The sequence below is a fragment of the Rheinheimera mesophila genome, from assembly GCF_000986865.1.
Taxonomy (GTDB): domain Bacteria; phylum Pseudomonadota; class Gammaproteobacteria; order Enterobacterales; family Alteromonadaceae; genus Pararheinheimera; species Pararheinheimera mesophila.
In genome coordinates this window covers 16,776-41,316 of the sequence record NZ_LAVS01000021.1, presented here as the reverse complement: position 1 = coordinate 41,316, position 24,541 = coordinate 16,776, and the positions used below count along the sequence as shown (strand labels likewise).

18 protein-coding genes are annotated in these 24,541 nt (G+C 47.4%); 9 read left to right on the top strand and 9 right to left on the bottom strand.

Annotated elements, in window-relative coordinates:
- Positions 1–59: 59 nt before the first annotated feature.
- Together SD53_RS09405 and ppnP are read right to left on the bottom strand one after the other, a co-directional pair.
- A complete protein-coding gene (locus tag SD53_RS09405) occupies positions 60–1,871 on the bottom strand; it encodes an ABCB family ABC transporter ATP-binding protein/permease (RefSeq protein ID WP_046519983.1) in 1,812 nt (603 codons plus the stop codon).
- 38 nt (positions 1,872–1,909) lie between these two features.
- A complete protein-coding gene (gene ppnP / locus SD53_RS09400) occupies positions 1,910–2,191 on the bottom strand; it encodes a pyrimidine/purine nucleoside phosphorylase (protein ID WP_046519982.1) in 282 nt (93 codons plus the stop codon).
- A 214-nt stretch (positions 2,192–2,405) separates the two neighbouring features.
- Between ppnP and SD53_RS09395 the strand changes: the two genes are divergently transcribed.
- The 4 genes from SD53_RS09395 to SD53_RS09380 all read left to right on the top strand — a co-directional run bounded on the left by SD53_RS09395 (position 2,406) and on the right by SD53_RS09380 (position 7,118).
- A complete protein-coding gene (locus SD53_RS09395; RefSeq protein WP_046519981.1) occupies positions 2,406–3,101 on the top strand; it encodes a TorF family putative porin in 696 nt (231 codons plus the stop codon).
- Between the two features lie 9 nt (positions 3,102–3,110).
- On the top strand, positions 3,111–5,225 hold the full coding sequence (locus tag SD53_RS09390; RefSeq protein WP_046519980.1) for a methyl-accepting chemotaxis protein: 2,115 nt from the start codon (positions 3,111–3,113) through the stop codon (positions 5,223–5,225).
- Positions 5,226–5,243: 18 nt separating this feature from the next.
- The gene (locus tag SD53_RS09385) at positions 5,244–5,969 is read left to right on the top strand and encodes a substrate-binding periplasmic protein (protein WP_046519979.1); all 726 of its coding nucleotides are present in this window, start codon (positions 5,244–5,246) and stop codon (positions 5,967–5,969) included.
- A 315-nt stretch (positions 5,970–6,284) separates the two neighbouring features.
- Positions 6,285–7,118 carry a hypothetical protein gene (locus SD53_RS09380; RefSeq protein WP_046519978.1) on the top strand — a complete coding sequence of 278 codons (834 nt, stop codon included), beginning with the start codon at positions 6,285–6,287 and terminating at the stop codon, positions 7,116–7,118.
- 96 nt (positions 7,119–7,214) lie between these two features.
- On the opposite strand, the gene SD53_RS09375 is transcribed toward SD53_RS09380, so the two are convergent.
- Positions 7,215–9,137, bottom strand: a complete 1,923-nt coding sequence (locus SD53_RS09375; RefSeq protein ID WP_046519977.1) for an alpha-amylase family glycosyl hydrolase — start codon at positions 9,135–9,137, stop codon at positions 7,215–7,217.
- 103 nt (positions 9,138–9,240) lie between these two features.
- Positions 9,241–9,507 carry a DUF3081 family protein gene (locus tag SD53_RS09370; protein ID WP_046519976.1) on the bottom strand — a complete coding sequence of 89 codons (267 nt, stop codon included), beginning with the start codon at positions 9,505–9,507 and terminating at the stop codon, positions 9,241–9,243.
- An 83-nt stretch (positions 9,508–9,590) separates the two neighbouring features.
- Between SD53_RS09370 and SD53_RS09365 the strand changes: the two genes are divergently transcribed.
- The 3 genes from SD53_RS09365 (at position 9,591) to SD53_RS09355 (ending at position 13,840) form a co-directional block, all read left to right on the top strand.
- The gene (locus tag SD53_RS09365; RefSeq protein ID WP_173425695.1) at positions 9,591–10,190 is read left to right on the top strand and encodes a hypothetical protein; all 600 of its coding nucleotides are present in this window, start codon (positions 9,591–9,593) and stop codon (positions 10,188–10,190) included.
- A gap of 129 nt (positions 10,191–10,319) precedes the next feature.
- Entirely contained in the window at positions 10,320–12,026 is a 1,707-nt protein-coding gene (locus SD53_RS09360) for a M28 family metallopeptidase (protein ID WP_046519975.1), read from the top strand.
- A gap of 185 nt (positions 12,027–12,211) precedes the next feature.
- On the top strand, positions 12,212–13,840 hold the full coding sequence (locus SD53_RS09355) for a M28 family metallopeptidase (protein WP_046519974.1): 1,629 nt from the start codon (positions 12,212–12,214) through the stop codon (positions 13,838–13,840).
- Between the two features lie 54 nt (positions 13,841–13,894).
- On the opposite strand, the gene SD53_RS09350 is transcribed toward SD53_RS09355, so the two are convergent.
- Genes SD53_RS09350 through SD53_RS09340 form a run of 3 tightly spaced genes read right to left on the bottom strand, consistent with a single transcriptional unit; the run spans position 13,895 to position 14,816 of the window.
- A complete protein-coding gene (locus SD53_RS09350) occupies positions 13,895–14,167 on the bottom strand; it encodes a RebB family R body protein (RefSeq protein ID WP_046519973.1) in 273 nt (90 codons plus the stop codon).
- A gap of 55 nt (positions 14,168–14,222) precedes the next feature.
- Positions 14,223–14,588 (bottom strand): hypothetical protein, encoded by a 366-nt coding sequence (locus SD53_RS09345; protein WP_046519972.1) that lies wholly within the window; start codon positions 14,586–14,588, stop codon positions 14,223–14,225.
- Positions 14,589–14,603: 15 nt separating this feature from the next.
- Positions 14,604–14,816: a RebB family R body protein gene (locus tag SD53_RS09340; protein ID WP_046519971.1), complete on the bottom strand. Its 213-nt coding sequence runs from the start codon at positions 14,814–14,816 to the stop codon at positions 14,604–14,606.
- A gap of 248 nt (positions 14,817–15,064) precedes the next feature.
- Between SD53_RS09340 and SD53_RS09335 the strand changes: the two genes are divergently transcribed.
- A complete protein-coding gene (locus SD53_RS09335) occupies positions 15,065–17,974 on the top strand; it encodes a TonB-dependent receptor (protein WP_206539923.1) in 2,910 nt (969 codons plus the stop codon).
- A gap of 256 nt (positions 17,975–18,230) precedes the next feature.
- Positions 18,231–20,111 (top strand): putative bifunctional diguanylate cyclase/phosphodiesterase, encoded by a 1,881-nt coding sequence (locus SD53_RS09330; protein WP_046519969.1) that lies wholly within the window; start codon positions 18,231–18,233, stop codon positions 20,109–20,111.
- 31 nt (positions 20,112–20,142) lie between these two features.
- Here the strand turns inward: SD53_RS09330 and SD53_RS09325 are convergent, their stop codons facing one another.
- Both SD53_RS09325 and SD53_RS09320 read right to left on the bottom strand, forming a co-directional pair.
- Positions 20,143–23,238 (bottom strand): efflux RND transporter permease subunit, encoded by a 3,096-nt coding sequence (locus tag SD53_RS09325; RefSeq protein WP_046519968.1) that lies wholly within the window; start codon positions 23,236–23,238, stop codon positions 20,143–20,145.
- Between the two features lie 41 nt (positions 23,239–23,279).
- Entirely contained in the window at positions 23,280–24,398 is a 1,119-nt protein-coding gene (locus tag SD53_RS09320) for an efflux RND transporter periplasmic adaptor subunit (RefSeq protein ID WP_046519967.1), read from the bottom strand.
- Positions 24,399–24,541: the final 143 nt, after the last annotated feature.

Sequence of the window (24,541 nt, the reverse complement as noted above, 5' to 3'; positions counted from 1 at the left end):
ACAAAAAAATCGGGCAGGGTTCAGGTCTTTACCCTGCATTTACCCTGCTTAATCTAACTTTACTCAGCTTTAATTTTTGCCTCTTGTTGTTTCGCCCATAACTGTGCATAGAGCCCTTGTTTGGCCAGTAACTGCTGATGAGTGCCAGCTTCAGCAACTGCACCCTGATGCATAACTAAGATATTATCTGCATCGATAATAGTGGATAGCCTGTGTGCGATGACCAGTGAGGTGTGATGTTCCGCCAGTTCAGCTAAGGCTTGTAAAATAGCGGCTTCTGAATTCGAGTCCAAAGCCGAGGTGGCCTCATCAAAAATCAGGATAGGAGAACCTTTTAACAACACGCGGGCTATGGCAATACGTTGTTTTTCACCGCCAGAGACTTTTAAACCGCGCTCGCCGACCAGGGTTTGGTCGCCTTGAGGCAAACTTTGAATAAAAGCCTCCAGATGGGCCATCTTAATCACCTGATCCACCTCTGCTTCGCTGGCATCAGGTTTACCGTAGCGAATATTTTCTCTGATGCTGGTGTTAAACAGCACCGTATCCTGTGGCACTATGGCGATACTTTGGCGTAAGGAGTGTTGAGTAACATCCCTGATATCCTGACCATCGATTTCGATAGCTCCGCTGTGAATATCATAAAAACGGTATAAAAGCCGTGCTATGGTACTTTTGCCCGCGCCCGATGCACCCACTATGGCCAGTTTTTGCCCTGGTTCCACCACAAAACTTAAGCCATTTAAAATAGGCCGGCCCGGCTGGTAGCTAAAGTGTACCTGTTTAAACTCAATGCGTCCCTGTGGTAATTGCAGTTGTGGGGCCTGAGCTTTGTCTTTGATCGCCGCTTCTTTTTTCAAAAGTCCGAGCATATTTTCCAGATCCGTCAAAGAACGGCGGATCTCCCGGTATACAAAACCTAAAAAATTCAACGGGATAAAAAGCTGTAGCATGTAGGCATTGACCATGGCTAAATCGCCCAAGGTCAGTTCTTTGTCGAGTACACCTTGTGCTGCCATCCACATCATCAGGGTAATGGCCAGCGCGATAATCAGCGCCTGACCAGAGTTTAACGCCAGCAACGACATTCGGTTTTTCAGCTTAGCGGTTTCCCAGTGGGCTAAAAACTGATCGTAAGTGCGCTCTTCATAGGCTTCGTTATTAAAGTATTTGACTGTTTCGTAGTTCAGCAGACTGTCGACAGCTCTGCTGTTGGTGGCCGAATCGGCCTGATTGGCTTCGCGGATATATTTATTGCGCCACTCGGTGACATAAAAAGTAAAAGCCACATACAAAGCCACGGCGACAAAAGTCAGTAGTGCATACCAGTAGGAAAACAGCAGCGCAAAAATCACCGCCACCAGCAGAATTTCCAGCAGGGTGGGCACAATATTAAACATCAAAAACCGCATCAAAAAGCTGATGCCGTTGGTACCTCGTTCAATATCACGACTGATACCGCCGGTCTGGCGGTCTAAATGAAAACTCAGCTCCAACTGGTGCAAATGGTTAAATACCCGCAGGCCTACTTTACGCATCGCGTGTTCAGTGACCCGGCTAAACAGCGCGTCACGTACTTCACCAAAAAATACCGAACCAAAACGTAAGGCACCGTAAAACAACAAAAAGGCCAGTGGCAAGGTCACGACAGAATTTAAGCTGGGATCTAAATCGTCAATGATGAGTTTTAAGGCATAAGGCAGGTACAAGGTCGCGGCTTTGGCCGCCAATAAAGCGGCCAGCGCCAATAACACCCGGCCTTTAAAGGCCCAGATATAGGGCCACATATACTCTGCAGTTTGCTTCAGATTAAGAGCTTCACTCTGCTTTACCGCATCCGCTCTTTTCGCCACTGTTCCCATACCACGCATACATCAGTTTTCCTGAATAGGCGTGCCGGATACACACCTTATTGATAAGTGCAAAGATAAGCCGTATCAGCTTCGACTTTTAATTGAAATTTTGCCTGAGCAGGTACCTCAAATGAAGCACCGCGCGCAAAGGTTTGCCACTTTGTCTGACCTGGTAATAATACGGTTAAAGCGCCGCTAATCACAGTTAAAACTTCATGCTGACTAGTGCCAAATTCATATTCACCCGGCGCCATTACACCCACTGTGGCTGGAAGTTCTTCGCCTTGAAAAGCGATGGAGGTCACTTTGCCGTCAAAATAACTATTTACTTTAAACATCTGATTTTTTGCTCCCTGAACATACTGCGTCCAGTTAACCCGATTTTGCTCTTTAAATAAAGAGATTTCTGGGTGTTTAGATGTCTATTTCTGGATTGGGTAAATTCATGCTCAAACGGGCTTTTTTCTGAACTCTTGCTATACCTTTAAGGGTGATATCACAGAAAGGAGTCTAAGTAGTTGAATTTAATTCTTAATAAGCATTGGAGTTTTTATGCGGACCACACATTCTGTCATTTTTTCAACCCTGCTGTTGTTAGGGATCGCGCCATCGGCTCACGCTAATTTGAGTTCGACTGTTACTCTGACCTCCAATTATTTATTTAACGGCATTACGCTGACTCAGGATGATCCGGCGTTACAGCCCAGTCTTGATTGGGTATCTGATTCCGGCTGGTATCTTGGCACCTGGGGATCCAATGTTAGTTTTGCCGAAAATACCGACCGCGAAGTTGATTTTTATACCGGCTATTACACAGATCTGGGCAACCACTGGGCGATGGATCTTGGCATAGCCCATTACACTTATTACGGCAGCAGCGACAGCAGTGCGTTTGATTATCCTGAGGCGTACATCAAAGTGTCTTATGGCAACACTAAACTAAGTTATTGGTACGCAAAAGATTATTTCGGCGCTGGGGGAGGACATTACATAGTGATGTTGACTCAAACTATTCAGCTAACGGATGGACTCAGCTTGATTTTGTCGGGGGATCGTTCCACTTCAACCGACACCAGTAAATTTCTGCGGGATAACGACGGCACTTACCATCACTGGCGCATTGCGCTGATCAGTGAATGGCTGGGGGCAAAATGGACGGCAGCTTTTGATGACACTGATTTGGAGTTGGATGATTTGGGTGAACCCACCTTTTCGTTGTCAGTGGCAAAAACATTTAATTGGCTCTAGGTGGCAATTATGCAGTTAAATTCCTTGCGTTTTAAACTCACTTTTGGCGTCGCACTTTTACTTTCAATCAGTATAGGCAGCATGGCTTTTATTGGTTGGTATTCGATGACCAGCAGTAATGAGTCGGCCGTGACCAAACTGACCCAATCGGTCCGTACTCTGGCGGAACAAATTCTGACCGAAGCTGCACAGCGTACTGCACTGGAAACCAGCAGTGTGTTGGACCGTAACTTTGATACGGCAAAAAACTTTGCTGCTGTGTTATCCGGCTCAGCCCTGGGCAGTGGCCAAACCCCTTACAGTCGGGAGCAGGTCAAGGCCATGGCAGGCCATATACTGGCCAGTAATACCGGCATTTCATCCTTATTTGGCCAGTTTGAACCCAATGGTTACGATGGTGCTGACAGCCAATTCTCCATTGCCAATGATCACAGCTCAAAAACCGGCACCATGGAAATCTATTGGGTGCGTGAACAAAACCAGTTGAAGTTTGTACAAACCCCAGACCCGGCGGTGAAATACAAAGACAGCAAGAATGAATTCGGCGTGCGGGAAGCTGAATGGTATCTCTGCAGTCGTGACAGTAAAAAAGCCTGCCTGATGGAACCTTACTTATGGGAGATAGCACCGGGTAATCAGGTCTTGCTGACCTCTTTGGTTTATCCCGTTGTCACTCAGGACCAGTTCCGTGGTGTTTCCGGTGTCGACTTAAACCTGCCCGTGCTACAAAACCTGCTGCAGGCTCAGGCTGACTTGTTATATGGCGGCAACGCCCAACTTTATTTATTAAGTAAATATGGCGCAGTTGTGGCCAGTAACAGATTTCCTGACAAGCTCGGGCAGTCGATTAAAACTTTAGATGCAGAGCTGGCTGCACATCTGGAACAGCAACAGAGCGGGGTAAGTTTGTTCAATCACTCCATGCTGGTGACTCACCCTATTCGACTCGACAGCGCAGAGTCAGGCTGGACTGTGGTTGTCGCCGTACCTGAGGCAACCGCTTTGGCTATGGCCACTCAATTGGCGGAGCAACTGAATGCAGACTCGGCTCAAACGACTCAAAGTATGATTGGTTTGGGCCTGATCCTGCTGCTGGCTTTTGTATTACTGATGGCTTTAGGTCTAAAAACCGCCACTGCGCCCATTCTCCAAATGAGCATGCTGATGAAGGAGTTGGCCGGATCTGAGGGCGATTTAACCCGGCAACTGACTCAAAGCCAGCATCAGGAACTGAATGATATGGCCGATGGCTTTAATCTGTTCACTGCCAAATTACGCTCTATGATCAATAACTTAAAAGAATCATCTAAGCTGATGCAGTATCAGTCTGAGCAAATGGTAAAAACCACAGACCAAACCAATAGTTCGGTCAGCATTCAGGCCAGTGAAATTCAAAATGTGGCCTCTGCCATGCATCAAATGTCGGCAACAGCCCATGAAGTGGCTAATCTGGCCAGCAGTACAGCTCAAGGAGCTCAGCAGTCTCTGGAGGCGTTAACGTCGGCCAACCAGTTATTTCAGAACACAGTGGAAGCCTTTAAGGCGGTGTCGGTTGAATTTAACCATACCAGTCAGGGCGTGAATGAAGTGGCACAAAGCAGCCAGAAAATTAACGGTATTATTGACGTCATTCAGGCTATAGCGGAGCAAACCAACTTACTGGCATTAAACGCGGCCATTGAAGCTGCGCGGGCCGGAGAACAAGGCCGTGGTTTTGCTGTGGTTGCCGATGAAGTGCGTTCACTGGCGGCGCGCACTCACAGTTCCACTGATGAAATCAAAAATCTGATCCACGCTTTGCAGCAACAAGTTGCGGCTGCCGTGCAACAAATTCATACCAATACGGCCAAGGTCACCAGCACCTTGCAGGAAGCTGAAAGTTCGTATGAAAAATTGTCTCTGGCCACGGCGGGCATCTCCACTATTGCGGATAATGCCTTTCAGGTCGCGTCTGCAGCCGAGGAACAAAACCAGGTCAGTGAAGAAATTAACCGGAATATCACAGCCATAGATGATGCGACTAAGGCATTGAATCAATTGGCGAAGCAAAACCTGCTGATCAGCAAAGAGATTGACAGCATTACCGGAGCCATGGATGCTCAGCTAGCGCAATTACGCTGCTAAGAATCTGAGGCAAGGTGAGTGAAAAACTGGTTGTTTCTGTTATGGGCAGTGCCTGCATCTGTGCTGGGTGCTGTCGCTGAACCTGTTCGGTTGGCCAGTTTGGACTGGCCACCCTACACTGGACATCAGCTTGAACAGCAAGGTGAGACCTCTGTCCTGCTGAGACGGGTTTTTAAGGCTATGCAACTGGAGGTGCACACTGAGTTTTTACCCTGGTCCAGAGCTATTCGCGCCAGTGAAAGCCCCGGAGCTATCTATGCGGGCTATTTTCCTGAATACCAAACTGCTCACCCCGGCTTTATTTTGTCGGACAGTTTAGGCAGCAGCGAACTGGGCTTTGTTGAATCAACGGCAAAACCTCTGGGGTCACTCAGTGCTGTGTTACTGCCCAAATTTCAACTGGGTGTAGTGCAAGACTACGTCAATTTAACCCTGGTTGATCAAATGATTGCCAGAGGTCAACTGACGCCTCAACTGGCGCTGTCTGATCGGCAGAATATTCTTAAAGTCGCTTTAGGCCGGTTGGATCTGGCGGTGATAGACCGCAGAGTTTTAGCCTATTTGCTGGAGCATGACGCTGAAGTTAAACGGCTGGCGACAGGTAAAGTGCAATTTAACGCCAGTTTAACTGAACTGAAAAGTTTGCATCTGGCTCTCAGACGCGAACCCGCCCATCAGCTACTGATAGAAAAATTTAATGAGCATTTACAAAAGATTAAAGATCAGTCTGTGGTCAATGACTAGCAGAGTTTTGGTTCTGGTTTGAATGTTGACACAACCTGTTTGACCGCCCCCAGCTTTGTACTGATTGACATTGGCAACAAGCCACTCTATTGGCTAAAACGATGTTAGTTCGATCCTGCCATTGCTGTGGCACCTCAACACTAGACGAATTGCTGGTCACCTTTAGTAAGTGAGTTCTGCCAGAGTGCCAGATTAAGACAACAAATGCTCTGAAATAGTAGTAAGTCAATCTGTAGAGCATTGGAGAGGCTCTGACTTGACACAATTTCATTTTTCAAATGATAATTAATTTTATTTGAAACATTGGAGATTGTTTTGCGTAACATTATTGCATCATTTGTTTTGGTTTTGGCCCCACTACTGAATGCTGCTGCGGCAGAGATCGTTGCTACCGAAGTTTGTACTGGTTGTGATTTAAACCAAATTAAGCAAAATGCACATAACTATTCGTACCCTCAGCTAGCCAACATGCAATTGGGCGACCAGATACTTTACCATTCACTGGATTTGAACACCTATACAACTACGTCTGTTCGATTGACTGTTCATGAGATGCCTTTTTTACAAACGACTAAAAAAATCTTTGTGCAAGAAGTGGTAGCTACAACTCCAGCTTTAACACAGCGTATGCAAAATCTTAAAGCTGCCGTGGCTGAAGCTACTGATGCAAGCAACAGTATTACTATTCCTGCATCACTTATTTCACACCCTTGGGAATGGGTAAATTGCGCTTATTGCGAAAACGATGTGAACGACTTTTTAAAATCCAGAACTACTATGAATCAGGCTTTGTACAATATCGAAGAAATTGCGAAGGCAATAGGATTATTGAAAAGCAATTTACCTAACACTTATCAAATAGCAATGGAGAACGGAGGTTTTGTCAGAATTAAGTTAAGCGTCGATGCAAATGGCAAACTCTACATCAAGATTTGGCAAGTGGTGGATAAGAATAACAATACAGTACCTCTGACCGCTGCTGGTTTGGCAGGAATGAGGATCAAAGTGGATGGTGACGCCGCTCTGATTAACTACTGGATCAACGCTTTTAGTCTGGGTGTATATGATATTCCAAGGGGAACAGTCACTATCACTGACTGCAAGTCTCTACCGAGTTGTGGCAAACCAGGTACCAGTAAAGACGACTGATATTAAAACCTTCATTTAGTGCCAACAGGCGGAAGTAGAAGTTACTTCCGCCTGAATCCAAAAAACAAAGTATCAAGCAATATTCAACTCAACCTATCAAAACTTCAGCACCACAGACTCCAGCGGTGCCAGTTCAATCTGTACTGAAGCAGTATCGCCTGTCACTTTTAAAGTGGCTTTACGCTCAGATAACAGATCTTTTAGCTGATAATCGCCTTTAGTTAACTGCCATTGTTGTACTAAATCAGCAGGCAATTTCAGTGCAAAGTTGGTCCCTTCGGTCGCGAAGTTACTGGCCACTATCACTTTGGCCGTGTCGTTAAAACGGGCAAAGGCATAGGTTTTATCGTTATAGCCTTGCGTAGCTTTATTGATACTGTGCAGTTCCTGATAAGCACCATTAAATACCGCTTCTGTGGCCGACAAGCTCATTAAGCGCACATAAAACTCACGTAGCTGTTTTTGTTCCGCCGTCAGCTTAGCGCCATCAAATTTGCCGTCATTAAGCCAATTCTGATGAGCCGGAACTCCTGCATAGTCAAAGATAGTGGTGCGGCTTGGATCGCCAAAACCAGAGTCTAATGCACCGGCTTCACCGACCTCCTGACCAAAATACAACATAGTAGGGGAGCTGCTGATTAACGCCGACACCACCATAGCGGGTTTGGCTTTGTTGGCATCACCGGCAAATTCAGGGGCGGCAATACGCTGTTCGTCGTGGTTTTCTAAAAAGTGCAGCATATGGTGTTCAATATCGGCCATGCCTTGTTGCACCTGGGCTATCGCGTCTGTGCTGCCTTTGCCTTGCATCACCAGCTTTAAGCTGTCGTACATTTCGACTTTATCGTACAGGTAATCCATTTTACCCAGGCGAATATAGTCACGGTATAAGCTCGGGTTATATACTTCAGCCAATAAAAAAGCGTCCGGGTTTTTGCTTTTAATGCTGGAGTTTAAAAAGCTCCAGAATTCGACAGGCACCATTTCCGCCATATCAAAACGGAAACCGTCGACCCCTTTATCCAGCCAGTAGAACGCGATATCACGAAACTTCAACCAGGAGTCGGGGAGGTCTTTGCCTTGCCAAAAAGCGGCGTGTTCCTGTATTGATTTATCGGCATAGTCGGCCGGTAAGCGGTCAAAATCGTAACTACCGTCTGGTTTAACCCCGTAGTTTACTTTGACGGTTTCGTACCAGTCGTTAAAGTCCGGTTGGGCTAAACGTGAGCCATTACCTGTCCATTTCGCCGGGTTTTCGTCAAATTTGCCGTCCGACAGTGGATGCGCTTCGCCACCTAAGGGTTGGTAACCGTTTTGTGGTTTGGGGACCTGGAACGGCTGGCCAACCACGTAGTAGAAGTTATTGTCGCGTTTGTATTCGACGCTGGTGTCATCATTGGCGCCGAAGTCTTCAATGCCTGCCGGTTTATCCAAAGATTGGTAATGGCGTGCCACATGGTTCGGCACTATGTCAATAATGACCTTTAAACCCTGGGCATGGGTGCGTTCTATCAGAGCTTCGAATTCCTGCAGCCGTTCGGCTGGGTTGACCGCCAAATCCGGATTAACGCTGTAATAGTCTTTGACCGCATAAGGGGAACCAGCCCGGCCTTTCACCACATCCGGGTCGTCGTGGCTGATACCATAAGCACTGTAATCGCGGATCACAGCATGATGCAGTATGCCGGTATACCAGACATAAGTGGCCCCCAGCTCTTTGATGCCTTTGAGTGCCGCTTCGTTAATATCGTTAAATTTGCCGACACCGTTTTGTTCTATCGTGCCCCAGGGCTGATTAGTGGCGTTGCTATTGCCGAACAAGCGGGTGAACATCTGATACACCACCACTTTGCCTGCTGGTGCTGCTGCAGGCGCAGTGGCTTGTACCGGTTTCTCGACAGCAGGTTGTTGAGCGACGGCCTGATGTTCCACCGGGGCTTTACCGCAGGAGGCCAATACAGCAAAGGCCAGAGCGCTGAGCAGCAACTTGTTGCTTTTGGAATAAATAGATAGATGCATCTTTGTCTGGTTCCATATCGTTTTTCCTTATGCTAACACAGCCACTCTGTTCGGCTTTTTTCCTGCATACGTTTTCATAGTCTGCTATTCCAAAGCCAACAGGTTATTTAGCCTCTATCCGCTTTAAGCGTTGGATAAAACGGTCTATATGCTCTTCGTCTTTAGCATCTATATGATATTTCTGATGAAAACCTAAGGTGACTGTCACTTCATCCGCGACAAAATACAAATCGTAGCCATCAAAGCCGCTCGCTATCGTCATGCCATCCAGTTCAAAACCTTTGCCAAAGGGCGTGTCCACTGCCACACCTTGTTGCTCCACTTTGCTAAATACTTTCATCAGTAATTTTGCGTCTATTAAATTTTGCATAAGTTGTCCAAAGTAGCAGCGCTCTTTTGCGTCAGAGCAGTTAATAAAGGTATAGTGCGGTTACGAAAAAAAGGAGTCCACGGATGCAAATAACTAAAAAAACATTACTTATCAACGCTCTTTCTTTATCTTCTTGCCTTATTTCATTGTCTGTTTCTGCGGCACCAAGCCAGGCGCAATTACAATTCTTCGATCAGCTCAAAGCGCTTTGCGGTAAAGCTTTTGCTGGCAAGACCACGGTGGACAATCAGCCAAGCCCGGCTTTTAGTGGTGAGATGCTGATGCATGTGCGCGATTGCAGCGACAGACAAATTCAGGTGCCTTTTGTGGTGGGTGAAAACCGCTCCCGCACCTGGATTATTACTAAAACCGACTCAGGCTTGAAGTTGCAACATCAGCACAAACATCAAGATGGCACAGATGACATCTCTACGCTGTACGGTGGCCATACGACTACAGCAGGCTGGGCGCAAGCTCAGACTTTCCCGGCTGATGACTATTCAAAAGATTTATTTATCAAAACCAAAACACCGCAGTCCGTCGGCAATAGCTGGCATCTGTATTTATACCCCAATGAAAGTTTCAGCTACCGCTTAACCCGCGAAGGTCGTGAATTTCGGGTTGATTTTGATTTAACCAAAGAGGTGGCCTTACCAAAACCCAATTGGGGTGCTGCAAAATAAAGCAATTGACGGCGAAATCACCGCTAACGGGGCAAAACCTGCGATAACTGCTCTGGTCAGTCGCAGCGCGCTTGGTTAGTATCGAAGAGTATTTACACAAGAACTAAAACATCAGAAATCGGGAGTGTTATGAAACCACAATTTTGGTTTTCAGCCACAACGCTGACCGTGATGGCCGCTTTAACCTTAACAGCGTGTTCCAAACCCGCTGAACAGGAACAAAGTGCCAGCACTGCAGCAGTTGAACCAGCCAAAGCAGCTACAGCGGCTTTGGTGGGAACTGAGTTTAACTCAGCCTATAAAGACTACTTAAAAACTCTGGCGTCCGATGAGTTTCAGGGCCGTATGCCTGCAACGCCGGGCGAAGAAAAAACCATTAACTATATTTCAGAGCAATTTAAACGTATTGGTTTAAAAGGTATTAATGGCGACAGTTACCTGCAGCCTGTGTCTTTAGTGCGTATTGACCCTAAAGAAGTGTCAGGCCTGAAATTGTCGGGTGATAAGCTCAATACAGAGCTGAAATACAAAGAACAAATGATGGCCTGGACCACGCAAGTGACGGAACAGGTTGAAGTTAAAGACAGCGAACTGGTGTTTGTCGGTTACGGCATAGTAGCGCCGGAATACGACTGGAACGACTATGAAGGTCTGGACGTCAAAGGCAAAACCGTCGTGATGTTTGTCAACGATCCTGGTTTTGCCACTAAAGATCCAAACCTTTTTACCGGTAATGCCATGACCTATTACGGTCGCTGGACTTATAAGTTTGAAGAAGCGGCCCGTCAGGGCGCTGCTATGGCCTTGATCATCCACGAAACTGAACCTGCTTCTTATGGCTGGCAGGTGATAGCGGGTGGTTCGCCTACTAAGTTTGATCTGATCAATCCAAATAAAAATATGGACAGATCCAAAGTAGAAGGCTGGTTGACCACTGAATCGGCGCAGCAACTGTTTGCCTCTATGGGCACAGACATTGAAACCATGCGGCAAAAAGCACTGAGCAAAGACTTTGCCCCTGTGCCTATGGGCGTAACAGCTTCGGTTTCAGTGAAAAACAATATCAGTGAACTGACGTCAAATAACGTGATGGGCTATATCGAAGGGTCTGAAAAACCGGACGAAGTGGTGCTTTATATGGGCCACTGGGATCACTTAGGGGTCGATTTCTCTAATCCAAAAGACAAAGTCTTTAACGGTGCGCAAGACAACGCCAGCGGTACTGCTGCTGTGATAGCCCTAGCCGAACATTTTGCCAAACAACCACAACCAAAACGTTCAGTGGCTTTCCTGGCCGTGACGGCGGAAGAACGTGGTTTATTAGGTTCAGCCTGGTACGCTGCTCATCCTGTGTTCCCGCTGAATAAGACGGTTGCCGGTATCAATATGGACGTGATGAATGTTTATGGTCCGATGAAAGATATGGTAGTGGTGGGCCATAACAACTCAGAGCTGGAAAACCTGCTGACTAAATACACTGAACAACAAGGCCGTTATGTGGCGCCTGAGCCAAGTCCTGAGCATGGTTCTTTCTACCGCTCAGACCACTTCAATCTGGCCAAAGTGGGCGTACCTATGTTGTACGCTAAAGGTGGTATCGACAGTTTTGAACATGGCAAAGAGTGGGGCGCTGCTCAGAAGAAAGAATACAACGTCTGTTGTTACCACAAAGCCGCTGACGAGTTTAACGAAAGCTGGGATTTACGTGGTGTGCAACAGGACATGAATGTGTTTTATCAGATAGGTAATGAACTTGCCAACTCAGATCAGTGGCCAAACTGGTTTGAAGGGCGCGAGTTCAGAGCCATCCGGGATGCTTCTCTGGCCGCTAAGTAAAGTATCCCCGTCGTTCTTGAAGCCGCAGCTTTGTTGACTGCGCTCACAGCCCCAGTCACATAGGCAACTATGCTCCTGGGGTCTTGCTCGCTTGTCGTCGCGCTGCAACTCCAATTACTTAGGGGAAACCCTAATACCTTATTTGAAGGGCAGAGCCAAGGCTCTGGCCCTCTACAAGGAAATCTATGAATAAGTTAGCAACCACTCTGGCTTTGGCTCTGGCTTTTACTGCCGGTGCCGCTGAGCCTGTATTAGTTCAAACCGACTTTAACGCCAATTTTGCCCGCTATTTTGAAAAAGTAGCGTCGGATGAAATGCAAGGCCGGGCTCCGGCCACTGAAGGTGAAAAGCGCACTGTCGCTTACCTTGAAACTGAATTTAAACGTTTAGGTTTAACAGCTTACAAAGATGGCAGTTACCGTCAGGCCGTGCCTGTGGTGCAAATTGATCCAGTGTCTGTGTCCAGCATGACCTTAACAGGGGATAAAACTGCGGCGAATCTGGTCTACAAAACCGATATGATGGCCTGGTCCACCCGTATGCTGCCGGAGATTAAGGTTGAAAACAGCGACATGGTGTTTGCTGGTTACGGCATAGTGGCACCAGAGTACAACTGGAACGATTACAAAGACTTAGACGTAAAAGGCAAAACAGTGGTGGTGCTGGTGAACGATCCGGGTTTTGCCACTCAGGATCCTAAGCTGTTTACCGGTAATGCCATGACCTATTACGGTCGCTGGACTTACAAATTTGAAGAAGCGGCCCGTCAGGGTGCCGCTATGCTGTTGATCGTACATGAAACAGAAGCGGCCAGTTATGGCTGGAATGTGGTCGCTGGCACCAGTCCTATCCGGTTTGAACTGGCGGATGCCAATAAAAATATGCACAAAGCTCAGGTGGAGGGCTGGTTATCTCTGGATGCGGCCGAGCGTTTATTTGCCGCCAATGGCAGCAGCTTAAAAGAGATGAAAGCCAAAGCCTTACAGCCTGACTTTAAGGCGATACCACTGAATGCCAAAGCCAGTATCAGCATTAAAAACAACCTGCGCGAAATAGATTCCAACAATGTGATAGGTTTTATTCCGGGCAGTAAAAAGCCGGATGAAGCCGTGATTTATATGGCGCACTGGGACCATTTTGGTCTGGATTTCAGCCGCAGCGATGACAAAATTTTTAACGGTGCTCAGGATAACGCCGGTGGTATTGCCGGTTTATTAGCTCTGGCTGAGAAGTTTAAACAAGGCCCTGCACCGGAGCGCTCCATCGCTTTTGTGGCTGTCACCGCAGAAGAGCGGGGTTTGTTAGGTTCTCGCTGGTATGCTGAACATCCATTGTTTCCGGTGAATAAAACCGTGGCTGGTATTAATATGGACATTATGAATGTCTATGGCCCTATGCGGGATGTGATGGTATTTGGTTACGGCAGTTCAGAGCTGGAGCCTATTCTGGCTAAATATGCCAAAGCGCAAAACCGTTATATAGCACCAGAACCTACACCGCAGGACGGTTTTTATTACCGCTCAGACCACTTTAATCTGGCGAAAAAAGGCGTGCCAATGCTGTATGCCCGTGGTGGCATTGACAGCGTAGAGCACGGCAAAGACTGGGGTTTAGCACAACGCAAAAACTACGTCACAGATTACTACCACAAAGTAAACGATGAGTTTGATCCGAACTGGGATTTACGCGGCTCACAGCAGGATTTATTCCTGTTTTATCAGGTGGGTTTAGAGGTTGCAAACAGTCAAAGCTGGCCAAACTGGTTGCCTGGTAAAGAGTTTAAAGCGATACGGGATCAATCGTTGCAGCACTGATAGCGTTAAGAAAACTCTCAGGCCACAGTGTTTTGTGGCCTGAGTTTTACTGCATCAACTTTTTGGGGCATCCTGCATTGTGGCTACAGCCAGTGCATCAGCCATAGTATCTACGCTATAAATCTGCATAACGCCTTGAGTAGTTGCGGCCTGCGCCAGAATATTCTGTTGCTGCTGATTACTGACCGCGTTCTCAAATAAAATCCCTGTAGAGTGCGCCATGCTCTGGTACAAGGTTCCCATTGCCATGGCCGGACTTTCGGCGACGCTTTTAACATTGCTTTGAGTCACTGCATCTGTGATTTGTTCATTGACTGTACTAGCCATTTTAATTCTCCTGTAGTGGGTGTGTTGTTACTGCTGTAACAACATCAGTGTTTGATTAACCTGTTGTTTTACCATCAAAAGCTGTTGCGACAGCGCTAGCTGCTGCTGTCAGTTCCCGCGCAAAACCTGTTAAACCCTGTAATGCATCTGTAACAGCATTTAAGGCCGCTTTGCCTTGTTCAGTGCTGGTTTCTTCTGTGGCTAAACGGGCAGCTTTTGCTAAGGCCACTAATAAAACTTGTTCGCTGCCTTGCAAAAAACAGCGCATATCTTCCAGCATCAAAGCCGCAGTCTGATTGGCCATAAGTCGGCTTGCCGCTGCAGCAAGTTGTGGATTGGTCTGGAGCAACTGCTGGTTTACCGCCTGAAAAGAGTCGGAGCTTTCGGCTGGCTCTGAGTGAGGATCTGCTGTGGTTGTCATCTGATGTGATCCTGCTTAGCTTTTCAGCAACTGAATAGCCTGAGCCACAATAGCCGGATTGAGCTGATTCAGGTTCTGTTGGTTACTAACGGCGTTATGCATTGCAAGCCCCAAGGCATGAGCGCTGAGCTGATACAAAGTGGCGATCGCCTGACTCGGTGCGTTGCAAAGCACTGTGGTGTTGGTTTGGGTGACTGCGTCGGTAATTTGTGGATTCACAGTAGTCATGGTTGCTCCAGTAGGTTGTGCGGACTGATAAAAGCTGCTTTGTGCCGCTTTTGATTTATAGCCTAAGACTTTGTCACTAAAACGCGGTCACAGCCGGGCCGCTAACACTATAGGTTGTAGTTGATATAGGTGCAAATCGGTCGGTGAAACTGCTGATTTACCTGGGATCGGAATTTATCTGCTGAGGTGAATATTTCTTTGTTTCTGAGTTGACAGTCTATTAATCATACAATAGCATGATTTGAGAAATGATAAAAAAATACCTCGAAGGTCTGCTGTGTTTTGACCGGGAAGGTGTACTAAAACCACGACAAGGGGAGAAGAAGCTCATGTTTAAGCGATCCGTCTTAAGCAGTGCAGTGTCTATGGCTATTGTTTTAGTTAGTCAGCCAGTGACCGCAGCGCAACAAGATAACCAGGAAACAGCAGTTGAAATTATTGAAGTAAAAGGGATTCGGGGTAGCCTGAATAAAGCGCTGGGTGTAAAGCGCCACAATGAACAAATTGTGGATGCGATAGTCGCAGAAGATATTGGTAAGTTTCCCGACAATAACGTCGTAGAGTCTTTGCAGCGCGTGACAGGTGTGCAGGTGACAAACCGCGCTTCAGGCGAGATTTCAGCGGTCTCCATTCGTGGTTTAAGTGACATCACCACCACAGTAAACGGTCGTAACATTTTTACCGCCTCAGGCACAGCCGTTGCGCTGCAGGATATTCCAGCCAGTTTATTAAAACAGGTGGATGTGTATAAAACCCGTTCCGCCAGTCAAATTGAAAGTGGTATTGCCGGTTCTATCGATGTTAAAACGCATCGGCCTTTTGATTTTGACGGTGCTAAGTTTATAGCCAATGCCCGCGGTATTTATACCGAACAAAATGAAGAAATTAATCCAACCTTTAGCGCTTTAGCCAGTAATAACTGGGAGCTGGATGCGGGTCAGTTTGGCGCTTTGGTGAATGTCTCCTATTCCAGAATGCGTTACCGCGATCAAAGCGTGACTGCTGGCGCTATGTTGCCTTTTATGACAGAAAATCCGACAGCCCCTTTTACTCCGTACGAGCGTATTTTCCTGGATAAGCCAGGGGTTGCTGAAAATCCAATCTGGCAACCGGGTTTATTGGCGGGTTTACCGTCCAATCAGGGCGCTACTTTGGATATCAATGGGGTAGCAACGCCTTATTTACTCAGTCGTGATGCAATATTCCAAAGCGATTACAACGGTGAGCGCGAACGTCCGGCGGCCAATATTTCCTTGCAGTTTGCGCCGAATGAAAAGTCGGAGTACGTGTTTGAGTCCTTTTACAACGGCTTTCGTAATGAAGGTTTTAACAGCCTACTGTTCTCTTTTGCTGACTGGTGGGGCGGCTATGCGGGCATGACACCGGCACAGGCTGCCGCTGCGGCCAATGTGCAGTTGCATCCAGGCACTAATATTGTCAAATCCCGTTCAGTTAACGACCCCTGGGTTTTTACCAGCGGTGATTTGTCCACCGGTAAAACCGACAGTTACTTGCATGCTCTTGGCGGTCAATGGGAGCTGTCTGACTACATGACGTTAAAATCTGAACTGGTGTACCAGGACAGTGAATACACCAGTGATTTTTTTGCCATGCGCTTTGTGCGGCCGGGGAACAACTACAAACTGAATGTCGACTTTAATGAAAACGGTGGTATTCCGGGTTTTAACTTTGAGGATAATCCGGCGACTGCTGGCGTGGACGAATCCAGTATGGCGGATCCTTCGGCTTATCTGACTGACAGCATGTATGACAATGCCAACAAGGACGAAGGCGATGCAGTGACATTTACTTCTGATTTGACCTATCGTCTTGATGGTTTTTTTACCACAGTAGAAACAGGTATACGTTATGACAAGCGTGGTGCGACCACAGCGTTCAGCCGTCAGGATCGTTGCTGTGGTGGTGCAGTTAATGTAGGCACTATCGACGGGCTGGCATCGATCAATTCAGGATTTATGGACGGTGAAGCTAACGTACCCACCAGTTGGGCTGTAGCCAATGGCTATTCTATCCGTAATAACGCTGATGAATTCCGCGCTCTGTACGGCCTGAACAAGCTGGATTTACAGCGCTCCTTTGATATAGACGCCACCACTTTGTCCTTGTATCTGCAAGGGAAATTTGAAACCGATGTCGCAGGTCGGGCATTAAACGGTGAAATTGGTGCCCGGTATACCGGAATAGACACAGATTCCACTTTCTATCAGGAGACTGCTCCTGGCATGGCGCAAAACACCACGGCAGGGGAGAGTAAAACCCGTAAAATTCTGCCTAGTCTGACGGCGCGTTATCAGTTAACGGATGATCTGCAGGCCCGGCTTGCGTACACCGAAACTTTACGTTACCCGGCTTTTGGCGATTTAAACCCACTGATCATCTACAACGAGGACGTTACAGGCATAGGCTATGGCACGGCTGGGGGTGGCAATCCGGATTTAAAACCGACTGAATCGAAAAACTACGATCTGTCGCTGGAATGGTATTTTGCTGAAGCCAGTTCGTTGTACGGTACTTTATTCAGACGTGATATTGACGGTTTTGTGGTGGGCTTCCGCCGCTCTGTCACAGCGCCAAAATCAGCGACCGATCCAACTCCGTATAAGTTTGTGCTGACACAGCCATACAATGCTTCGAATGGCGAGTTATCCGGTGCTGAAATTGGTTTGGTCTGGTTCCCTGACTATTTACCAGAAGCTTTAGATGGTTTTGGGGTGCAGGCCAGCTATACCCGCTTGTCGTCGCAACAAACGACCCCTGACACGAACAGTGAAGGTGAGATTACCGGCTACAGAGACACCGATCTGTTTGGTGTGTCTGACTCGTCTTACAGCGTGGTGCTGGCATACGATAAAAACGACTTGGGCATGAGATTATCTTACTCCTGGCGTGAAGGTTTCCTGGCTAACTATGAAGCGGCTTTGTTTGCCAACCCGCTGGAAATGCGCCGTAAATCCGAAGCCAGCATGGACTTCCAGTTAAGTTACAAACTAACAGAGCAGTTTGAAATTACGCTGGATGGCACCAACCTGACCAATGAGCTTTATCAGAGTTACTATGGTAATGACGCGACCACAGGCAATTTCGGCACTGCGTTATACAGCCGTACTTTCGCCTTAGGGGTGCGCTACAGTATGTAAGTAAAACCCTTGCATTTACCATCAAAACACCGGACTTCGTGCCGGTGTTTTTTGCTCTGCTGATGACTTGACGGCGATACCTCCGTTGACGCAGAGCAAGATGACAAAGTGCAGAAACTTCGAGCCAGCAAATTCTGCCTCTGCTCACTGTGTTTATTTTTCAGTAGTCTGGTATTCTGAGCAAAGAACGTGTTATTGCAGCTTTTATCGTTTTTATCAGCGGTAAATGGTGGTCTATTCAGGCACAAGGCAGGATATGAAACAGCGGACTTTTTTTGATTTTTCAGCCAGCACCGATGAGATTGCTTTAACTGCACATCAGCTTAAGCGGTTAAAGCAAATCGTCTGGATTTGTCTGGCTGCAGTGATCTGTGGTTTATTTCCGTCAGGACCAAAATCCTCTGCTATTTTATGCGCCACAGGCCTTGGCTTAGTCTGTATTCTGATCCTGCTTTACCGGGCTAAAGTCCGGTTTGCGACCGGTGCCTTGTTATGGTTGTTGACCCTGATGATCTGTAGTCTGATCAGTATTAATTTGGGGATTTTCGATCTAATGCTGCTGGGTTATCCATTGGTACTGGCCTACGCCGCTATGTATAGCGGGACGCGTTTTTACTGGGTGTTGTTTAGTTTTATCCTGCTGTTTTGCTCTACTCTGGCTTTGGCCACTTTGTATGGCTGGGTTGAGTTTCGCCAGCCTTTGCCGACTGTGAATTCTTTTGTCACGTTAAATATTCTGCTGATTGTCAGCGGCTTAAGCATGAGGTTGATTGCCCGGGATACCAAAGACGCGCTGCGGCAGTTAAAGCAGGAAAACGCACGAGTCGTCAGCTCTCAGTTAGAAATTCAGCGTTTGGCTCAGCACGATCCACTGACCGGCTTAGTGAACCGCACTCAATGTGAGCTGGCTTATCAACGCGCTGTGGCGGCTAAACCAAACGCTGAAATCGCTTTGTTATTTATCGATTTAGATAACTTTAAGCCTATTAATGACGCGCTGGGGCATCAGGCCGGGGACGAGGTGCTCAAACAACTGGCAGTCAATCTACAGCAGCCTTTGTCCGGGCTGGATGTGTTAAGTCGCTTTGGCGGTGATGAGTTTGTGGTGCTGTTAACTCAATGGCAACAGCGGCAAGAGCTTGAGCTTTTAGTACAAAACTTATTACAACGTTGCCAACAGGAAGTTCTGGTACAACAACATAAGGTGCAGCTCTCTGCGTCTATCGGGGTGGCATTGTCGCCACAGGACGGTACTGATTTTCATCTGCTGTGTAAAAAGGCTGATACCGCTATGTATCAGGCGAAGAAGATGGGGCGGAACAGATTTTGCTGGTACCAGAGCGAAATGGAACAGCAGCAATTGGACAAATTTAACCTGATGATGCGCTTACGTTTAGCGGTCAAACAGCAGTTATTCGCTGTGCTGTATCAACCTGTCTATGACATCAAAACGAATACAATCTGCGGAGCAGAAGCTTTGTTACGCTGGACTGACACTGAATTGGGGGTGATAGCACCGGACGTCTTTATTCCACTAGCTGAGGAAATGGGCTTAATCCAGGAGTTAGGGCTTTTTGTATTGCAACAGGCTTGTGCTCAGGCTGTCGTCTGGCAAGGCTCAGGTCATGCGCTTCGTATTGCCGTTAATATCTCTGCAATGCAGTGCAAGCAGGGCGATTTACCCGCTCTGGTCCGGCAAGTTCTGCAAGAGACTGGCTTGGCGGCACAGTCACTGGAGTTGGAGTTAACCGAGTCTGTACTGATTGATGATACCGCTTTGGTAAAACAACAAATGCAACAGTTGGCGGCCTTGGGTGTGCATTTTGCCATCGATGATTTTGGTACCGGCTATTCGAATTTAGGTTATTTAAGCCAGTTTCAGCTCAGTAGTTTAAAAATAGATCGATCTTTCGTTGGCCGGATCTCGCATGATGGCAAAGACCTGGCTTTGGTCAAAGGTATTATTCAACTGGCAAGCAGCCTGGGTTTGCAAACGGTAGCTGAAGGGGTGGAAGATCAGCAGAGCCTGGCACTATTACAACAAGCAGGTTGCCATTATGCGCAAGGTTATTTGTGGTCCAGGGCGGTGTCGGCAGAGGACTTCACTATGTTGCTGGTTGAATCAAAAAAGGGCTAACGTTGTTAGCCCTTTATTCAAACCGCAGCGGTTAGGCTGGTTTTACCTGGTTTATATCGTCATCCTCTTCGTCCATGACCTTGTCATGACTATGATCTTTAGCGATTAGCATATACACCGAAGGTAACACAAAGAGTGTCATCAAGGTGCCGATCGTCATTCCCAATACCAGAACTATCCCTATCGAGTTGCGGGCCTCGGCACCTGCTCCTTCAGCAAAGATCAGTGGCGTGTGACCGGCAATAGTGGCAATACTGGTCATCATCACAGGGCGTAAACGCAATACAGACGCTTCGCGTATCGCATCCAGTTTGGCTTTTCCCTGCTCCTGCAGTTTGTTAGCAAATTCCACCACCAAAATACCGTTACGGGCTATTAAACCGATCAGTGTCACCAAACCGACCTGCGAATAAATATTCAGCGTACTGGTAAAACCGTCGGTGAAAAATGGCATAGGCGCTGGTATTTTCAGGAAGGTAAAGACCAGTGCACCAAACAGAGCCAGAGGCACCGAACCTAACAAAATGACGATAGGATCGCGGAAACTATTGTACTGCGCCGCCAGCACCAGGAAAATCATAGTCACAGCCAGAGTAAAAGCGGGCAGGAAGGTATTGCCTTCACGTTTTAACTGGCGCGATTCACCTGTGTAGTCAATAGAGTAACCACCTGGCAATAACTTCTTCGCTTCGGTTTCGAGGAAGGTTAAGGTTTCATCCAGAGGTTTAATAGTCACACCGCTGATTTTCACTGCGTTGAGCTGCTGCATCCGGTTAATACTGCGTGGCACTGTGCTGTGGGTCAGGCTGGCGATTTGATCAACCCGAATCATTTGGCCCTCTGGCCCTTTGATATAAAGGTTAGTTAAATCGTCAGGGGTTAACCGCTCCAGACGTTTCACCTGTGGCACTACTTTGTAGCTTTGACCCGACATATTAAAGCGGTTGACGTAGCCACCGCCTAATAAAGTGCCTAAGTCCTGCACTACATCGCGCATGTTCAAGCCTAAATCAGCCACTTTATCGCGGTCGATATTGAGCTGATATTCAGGTTGATCGACTTTCATATCAATCACCTGAAACGGGAACATGCCACTTTCACGCATAACTTTTTCCAGTTTCAGCGCGTACTCGTAAATCTCTTTTGATTCGGCTGTGGAGGCAATCACAAACTCAACAGGGAACTGACCACCGCCGGGTAAAGCCGGTGGCGTGATAGGTAATATCCGAACTCCTGAAATTTCTGCCAGTTTTTGCCGCACTTCCGGCATCATTTCAAATACAGTGCGTTCACGTTCTGCCCAGGGTTTAGTGACCATGCCGCCAAAACCACCGGTAGGGAAGGTGATCTGGAAGGTAAAGTCAGTTTCTGGTACGGACATAAAAGCTTCGTTAACGTATTTGCCGTAATAAGACGACTGGTCAACAGTCGAGTTGGCTGGCGAGTCGACTATACCGAAAATAACGCCCTGATCTTCGACCGGAGCCAGCTCTTTTGGCGACATGCTGTACAAAGGCACACAAAGCAGAGTAATACCAACCCAAAACACATACATACCGGATCTGTTCTGTAAACTGCTTTCCAGTTTACGGCTGTAAAAGTTTTGGAACCTGTTAAAAATACCATCCAACGGCGCCTTATTACTAGTATGAGGTTTTAACATCCGCGACGCCATCATGGGCGATAGCGTAATGGCCACTATGGCGGAAATAGCCACAGCACCTGCCAGCGTAATAGCAAATTCGCGGAATAAAGTACCGGTTAAACCCCCTTGTAAACCGATGGGCACGTACACCGAAATCAGCGTCACCGTCATTGCAATAATAGGACCACCCAGTTCGCGGGCTGCCACTAAGGCTGCTTTGAATGGTTTCAGGCCATTTTGAATATGGCGCTCTATGTTTTCCACCATCACTATGGCGTCATCCACTACCAGACCGACGGACAATACGATAGATAACAGGGTCAGCAAGTTTAGAGAGAAACCAAACAACTTCATGATGAACATGGCGCCAATCAACGACAGCGGAATGGCTACTATAGGAATAAGTACCGACCGGCTAAAGCCTAAAAACAGGAAGATCACCACGACAATTATCAGCAAGGTCTCTGCCAGTGTCTTCACCACGTCGTCTATTGCTGCTTCAATATACTTGGTGGCGTCATAAGACACTTCGCCGGTTAAGCCACTGGGCAGTTCAGCTTTAATTTGCTCCATCTCTTTGGTGACCGCTTTGATCACATCCAACGAGTTGGCATTCGGCGCCACAAAAACGCCCATAAAAACCGCAGTTTCACCTGAGTAGTTGACGTCTGTGTTGTAATCATCAGCGCCTAACACCACATCGGCAACATCGGACAAACGCACTATGCCGTCACTGTTCTGACGTAAAATCATCCGCTTAAATTCATCAACACTTTTCATGTCGGTGTTGGCGCGCAGATTGACTTGTGTATAAGCCCCACGGGTTTGACCTATAGTGGCCTGAATATTATTGTCGGTCAGGGCGGTGCGTACATCAGAGGCGGTAATGCCTAATGCGGCCATACGTTCAGGTTTAAGCCAGACCCGCATGGCAAAAGTACGGCCACCCAGGATATCGGCTTTTTGTACGCCACTGATGGCAATTAAACGAGGCTGTACTGACCGGCTTAAAAACTCAGTAATTTGGTTCTGTTCCAGAATATCTGAGCTAAAGCTTAAATAAGCGGCGGCAAACTGACTGTCGGCCGCCTCTATGGCGATAGCCGGGACTTCAGCTTCGGGCGGTAAATCGCCCCGCACCTGATTCACCTTGGCACTGATTTCCGTCATGGCTTTGAGTGGATCATAGTTCAGGTGTAAATGGGCTGTGACCGTGGAGACACCCATAGTGCTTTGTGATTCGATGTAATCGATACCACCGGCAGAGGCGATCGCCCTTTCAATTGGGGTGGTAATAAAACCACGGACTAAATCAGCGTTAGCGCCTATATAAGCCGTGGTAATTTTGATCACAGCTATGTCTGAACGTGGGTACTGCCGTACCGTCATATTGCTCATCGACTGGAAACCAGCCAGCAATATCAGCAGGCTGACCACTATGGCCAGCACAGGCTTTTTAATAAAAATATCGGTAAAATTCATAATCTGCTCATTCTTGATGGCTGGTGCTGATGGTCTTCAACTCAGGTATCCGCTGGTGTTGGTGTGGTTTTAAACTCTGGCGGCTGAGTTTTACTCAACACCACGGCCTGGCCATTAAACAGCTTAAAAGCACCGGCACTCACCACTTGTTCACCGGCTTTGAGGCCGTCAATTACTTCAACAAAATCACCACGGGCTTTGCCCAGACGGACAAACTGTTGACGGGCTTTTAAGCCGCCTTTGTCATCTTTTTCCACCACAAATACCGTGTCACCAAAAGGAGCGTAGATAATGGCTGTGCTCGGTACCACCAGCAACTGATGCGGTTCTGTTAAGGTGACAGTGGTAGAAACAGCCATACCGGGGATCAGCACATTGCTACTGTTATCCAAAATAGACTGCACTATCACATTACGGGTACTGGTATTAATCTCAGCCCCTATTGCACTGATCTCGCCTTTGACAACCACGGCGCCGTCACCAACAGAGACTTCCACAGGTAACCCTTTGGAGATTTGGGTCAGCCAGTGTTGCGGCACCGGAAAGTTCACCCGCACTTTGTTGGTGGCCTGTAATGACACTATCGGAGTACCCGCCTGCAAATCTGTGCCTAAATCCACCTGACGAATACCAATGCGGCCATCAAAAGGTGCGCGAATCACTTTTTTCTGCAAGGTCGCTTTTAAGTTATCAACCTGAGCTGCGGCACTATCCAGTTGTTGTTTGGCATTGTCCAATTCGCTTTGGGTGGCAATATTGGTGCGGCGTAACTGCACCAACCGGTCATAGCTGGTTTTCGCCAGTTTGAAGCTGGCTTCGGCGGCACGTAACTGAGCCTGCTCGTTGGTGACATCCTGCTCAATCAGTACTGTACCTGCGGTAACTTGCTGGCCATTACTGAAACTGATTTTTTTCACCCGACCTGGTACTTCAGCGGCCACAATAATACCTTCGTCGGCCAGCACTGTACCTATCGCATTGTAGGTATTTGGCCAGCTTTGTTGTTCCACATTAAAGGTGCTGACGTACTCAGGCGGAGGCACAAAGCTTTCGCCTGATGCGATCATGGCTGCAATCTGGCCACCTTTGACCCCTGCAAGCAGCATAAACACACAGATCAGGCCAAGTAAGGCAAACAGTATAGATTTAAATCTTTTCATAGCAGTAACCAGATTAAAAGTTAATAAATACCCAAAAGTTGAAGCCCTGATACTACGACCTGACCTCACTCCCGGATTAGAGCCTCACCCAGAATTAAATTCAGCTCCGAAGTTCTGAACTTAGTTCTGACTCGCACACAGGC

What these genes read in the sequence shown, in the direction of transcription:
- SD53_RS09335 (WP_206539923.1), top strand. Translation starts at nt 15,065, where the DNA reads ATGATAAAAAAATACCTCGAAGGTCTGCTGTGTTTTGACCGGGAAGGT.
- SD53_RS09330 (WP_046519969.1), top strand. Translation starts at nt 18,231, where the DNA reads ATGAAACAGCGGACTTTTTTTGATTTTTCAGCCAGCACCGATGAGATT.
- SD53_RS09350 (WP_046519973.1), bottom strand. Translation starts at nt 14,167, where the DNA reads ATGGCTAGTACAGTCAATGAACAAATCACAGATGCAGTGACTCAAAGC.
- SD53_RS09370 (WP_046519976.1), bottom strand. Translation starts at nt 9,507, where the DNA reads ATGCAAAATTTAATAGACGCAAAATTACTGATGAAAGTATTTAGCAAA.
- SD53_RS09365 (WP_173425695.1), top strand. Translation starts at nt 9,591, where the DNA reads ATGCAAATAACTAAAAAAACATTACTTATCAACGCTCTTTCTTTATCT.
- SD53_RS09320 (WP_046519967.1), bottom strand. Translation starts at nt 24,398, where the DNA reads ATGAAAAGATTTAAATCTATACTGTTTGCCTTACTTGGCCTGATCTGT.
- SD53_RS09395 (WP_046519981.1), top strand. Translation starts at nt 2,406, where the DNA reads ATGCGGACCACACATTCTGTCATTTTTTCAACCCTGCTGTTGTTAGGG.
- ppnP (WP_046519982.1), bottom strand. Translation starts at nt 2,191, where the DNA reads ATGTTTAAAGTAAATAGTTATTTTGACGGCAAAGTGACCTCCATCGCT.
- SD53_RS09390 (WP_046519980.1), top strand. Translation starts at nt 3,111, where the DNA reads ATGCAGTTAAATTCCTTGCGTTTTAAACTCACTTTTGGCGTCGCACTT.
- SD53_RS09325 (WP_046519968.1), bottom strand. Translation starts at nt 23,238, where the DNA reads ATGAATTTTACCGATATTTTTATTAAAAAGCCTGTGCTGGCCATAGTG.
- SD53_RS09375 (WP_046519977.1), bottom strand. Translation starts at nt 9,137, where the DNA reads ATGCATCTATCTATTTATTCCAAAAGCAACAAGTTGCTGCTCAGCGCT.
- SD53_RS09405 (WP_046519983.1), bottom strand. Translation starts at nt 1,871, where the DNA reads ATGCGTGGTATGGGAACAGTGGCGAAAAGAGCGGATGCGGTAAAGCAG.
- SD53_RS09355 (WP_046519974.1), top strand. Translation starts at nt 12,212, where the DNA reads ATGAATAAGTTAGCAACCACTCTGGCTTTGGCTCTGGCTTTTACTGCC.
- SD53_RS09340 (WP_046519971.1), bottom strand. Translation starts at nt 14,816, where the DNA reads ATGACTACTGTGAATCCACAAATTACCGACGCAGTCACCCAAACCAAC.
- SD53_RS09345 (WP_046519972.1), bottom strand. Translation starts at nt 14,588, where the DNA reads ATGACAACCACAGCAGATCCTCACTCAGAGCCAGCCGAAAGCTCCGAC.
- SD53_RS09360 (WP_046519975.1), top strand. Translation starts at nt 10,320, where the DNA reads ATGAAACCACAATTTTGGTTTTCAGCCACAACGCTGACCGTGATGGCC.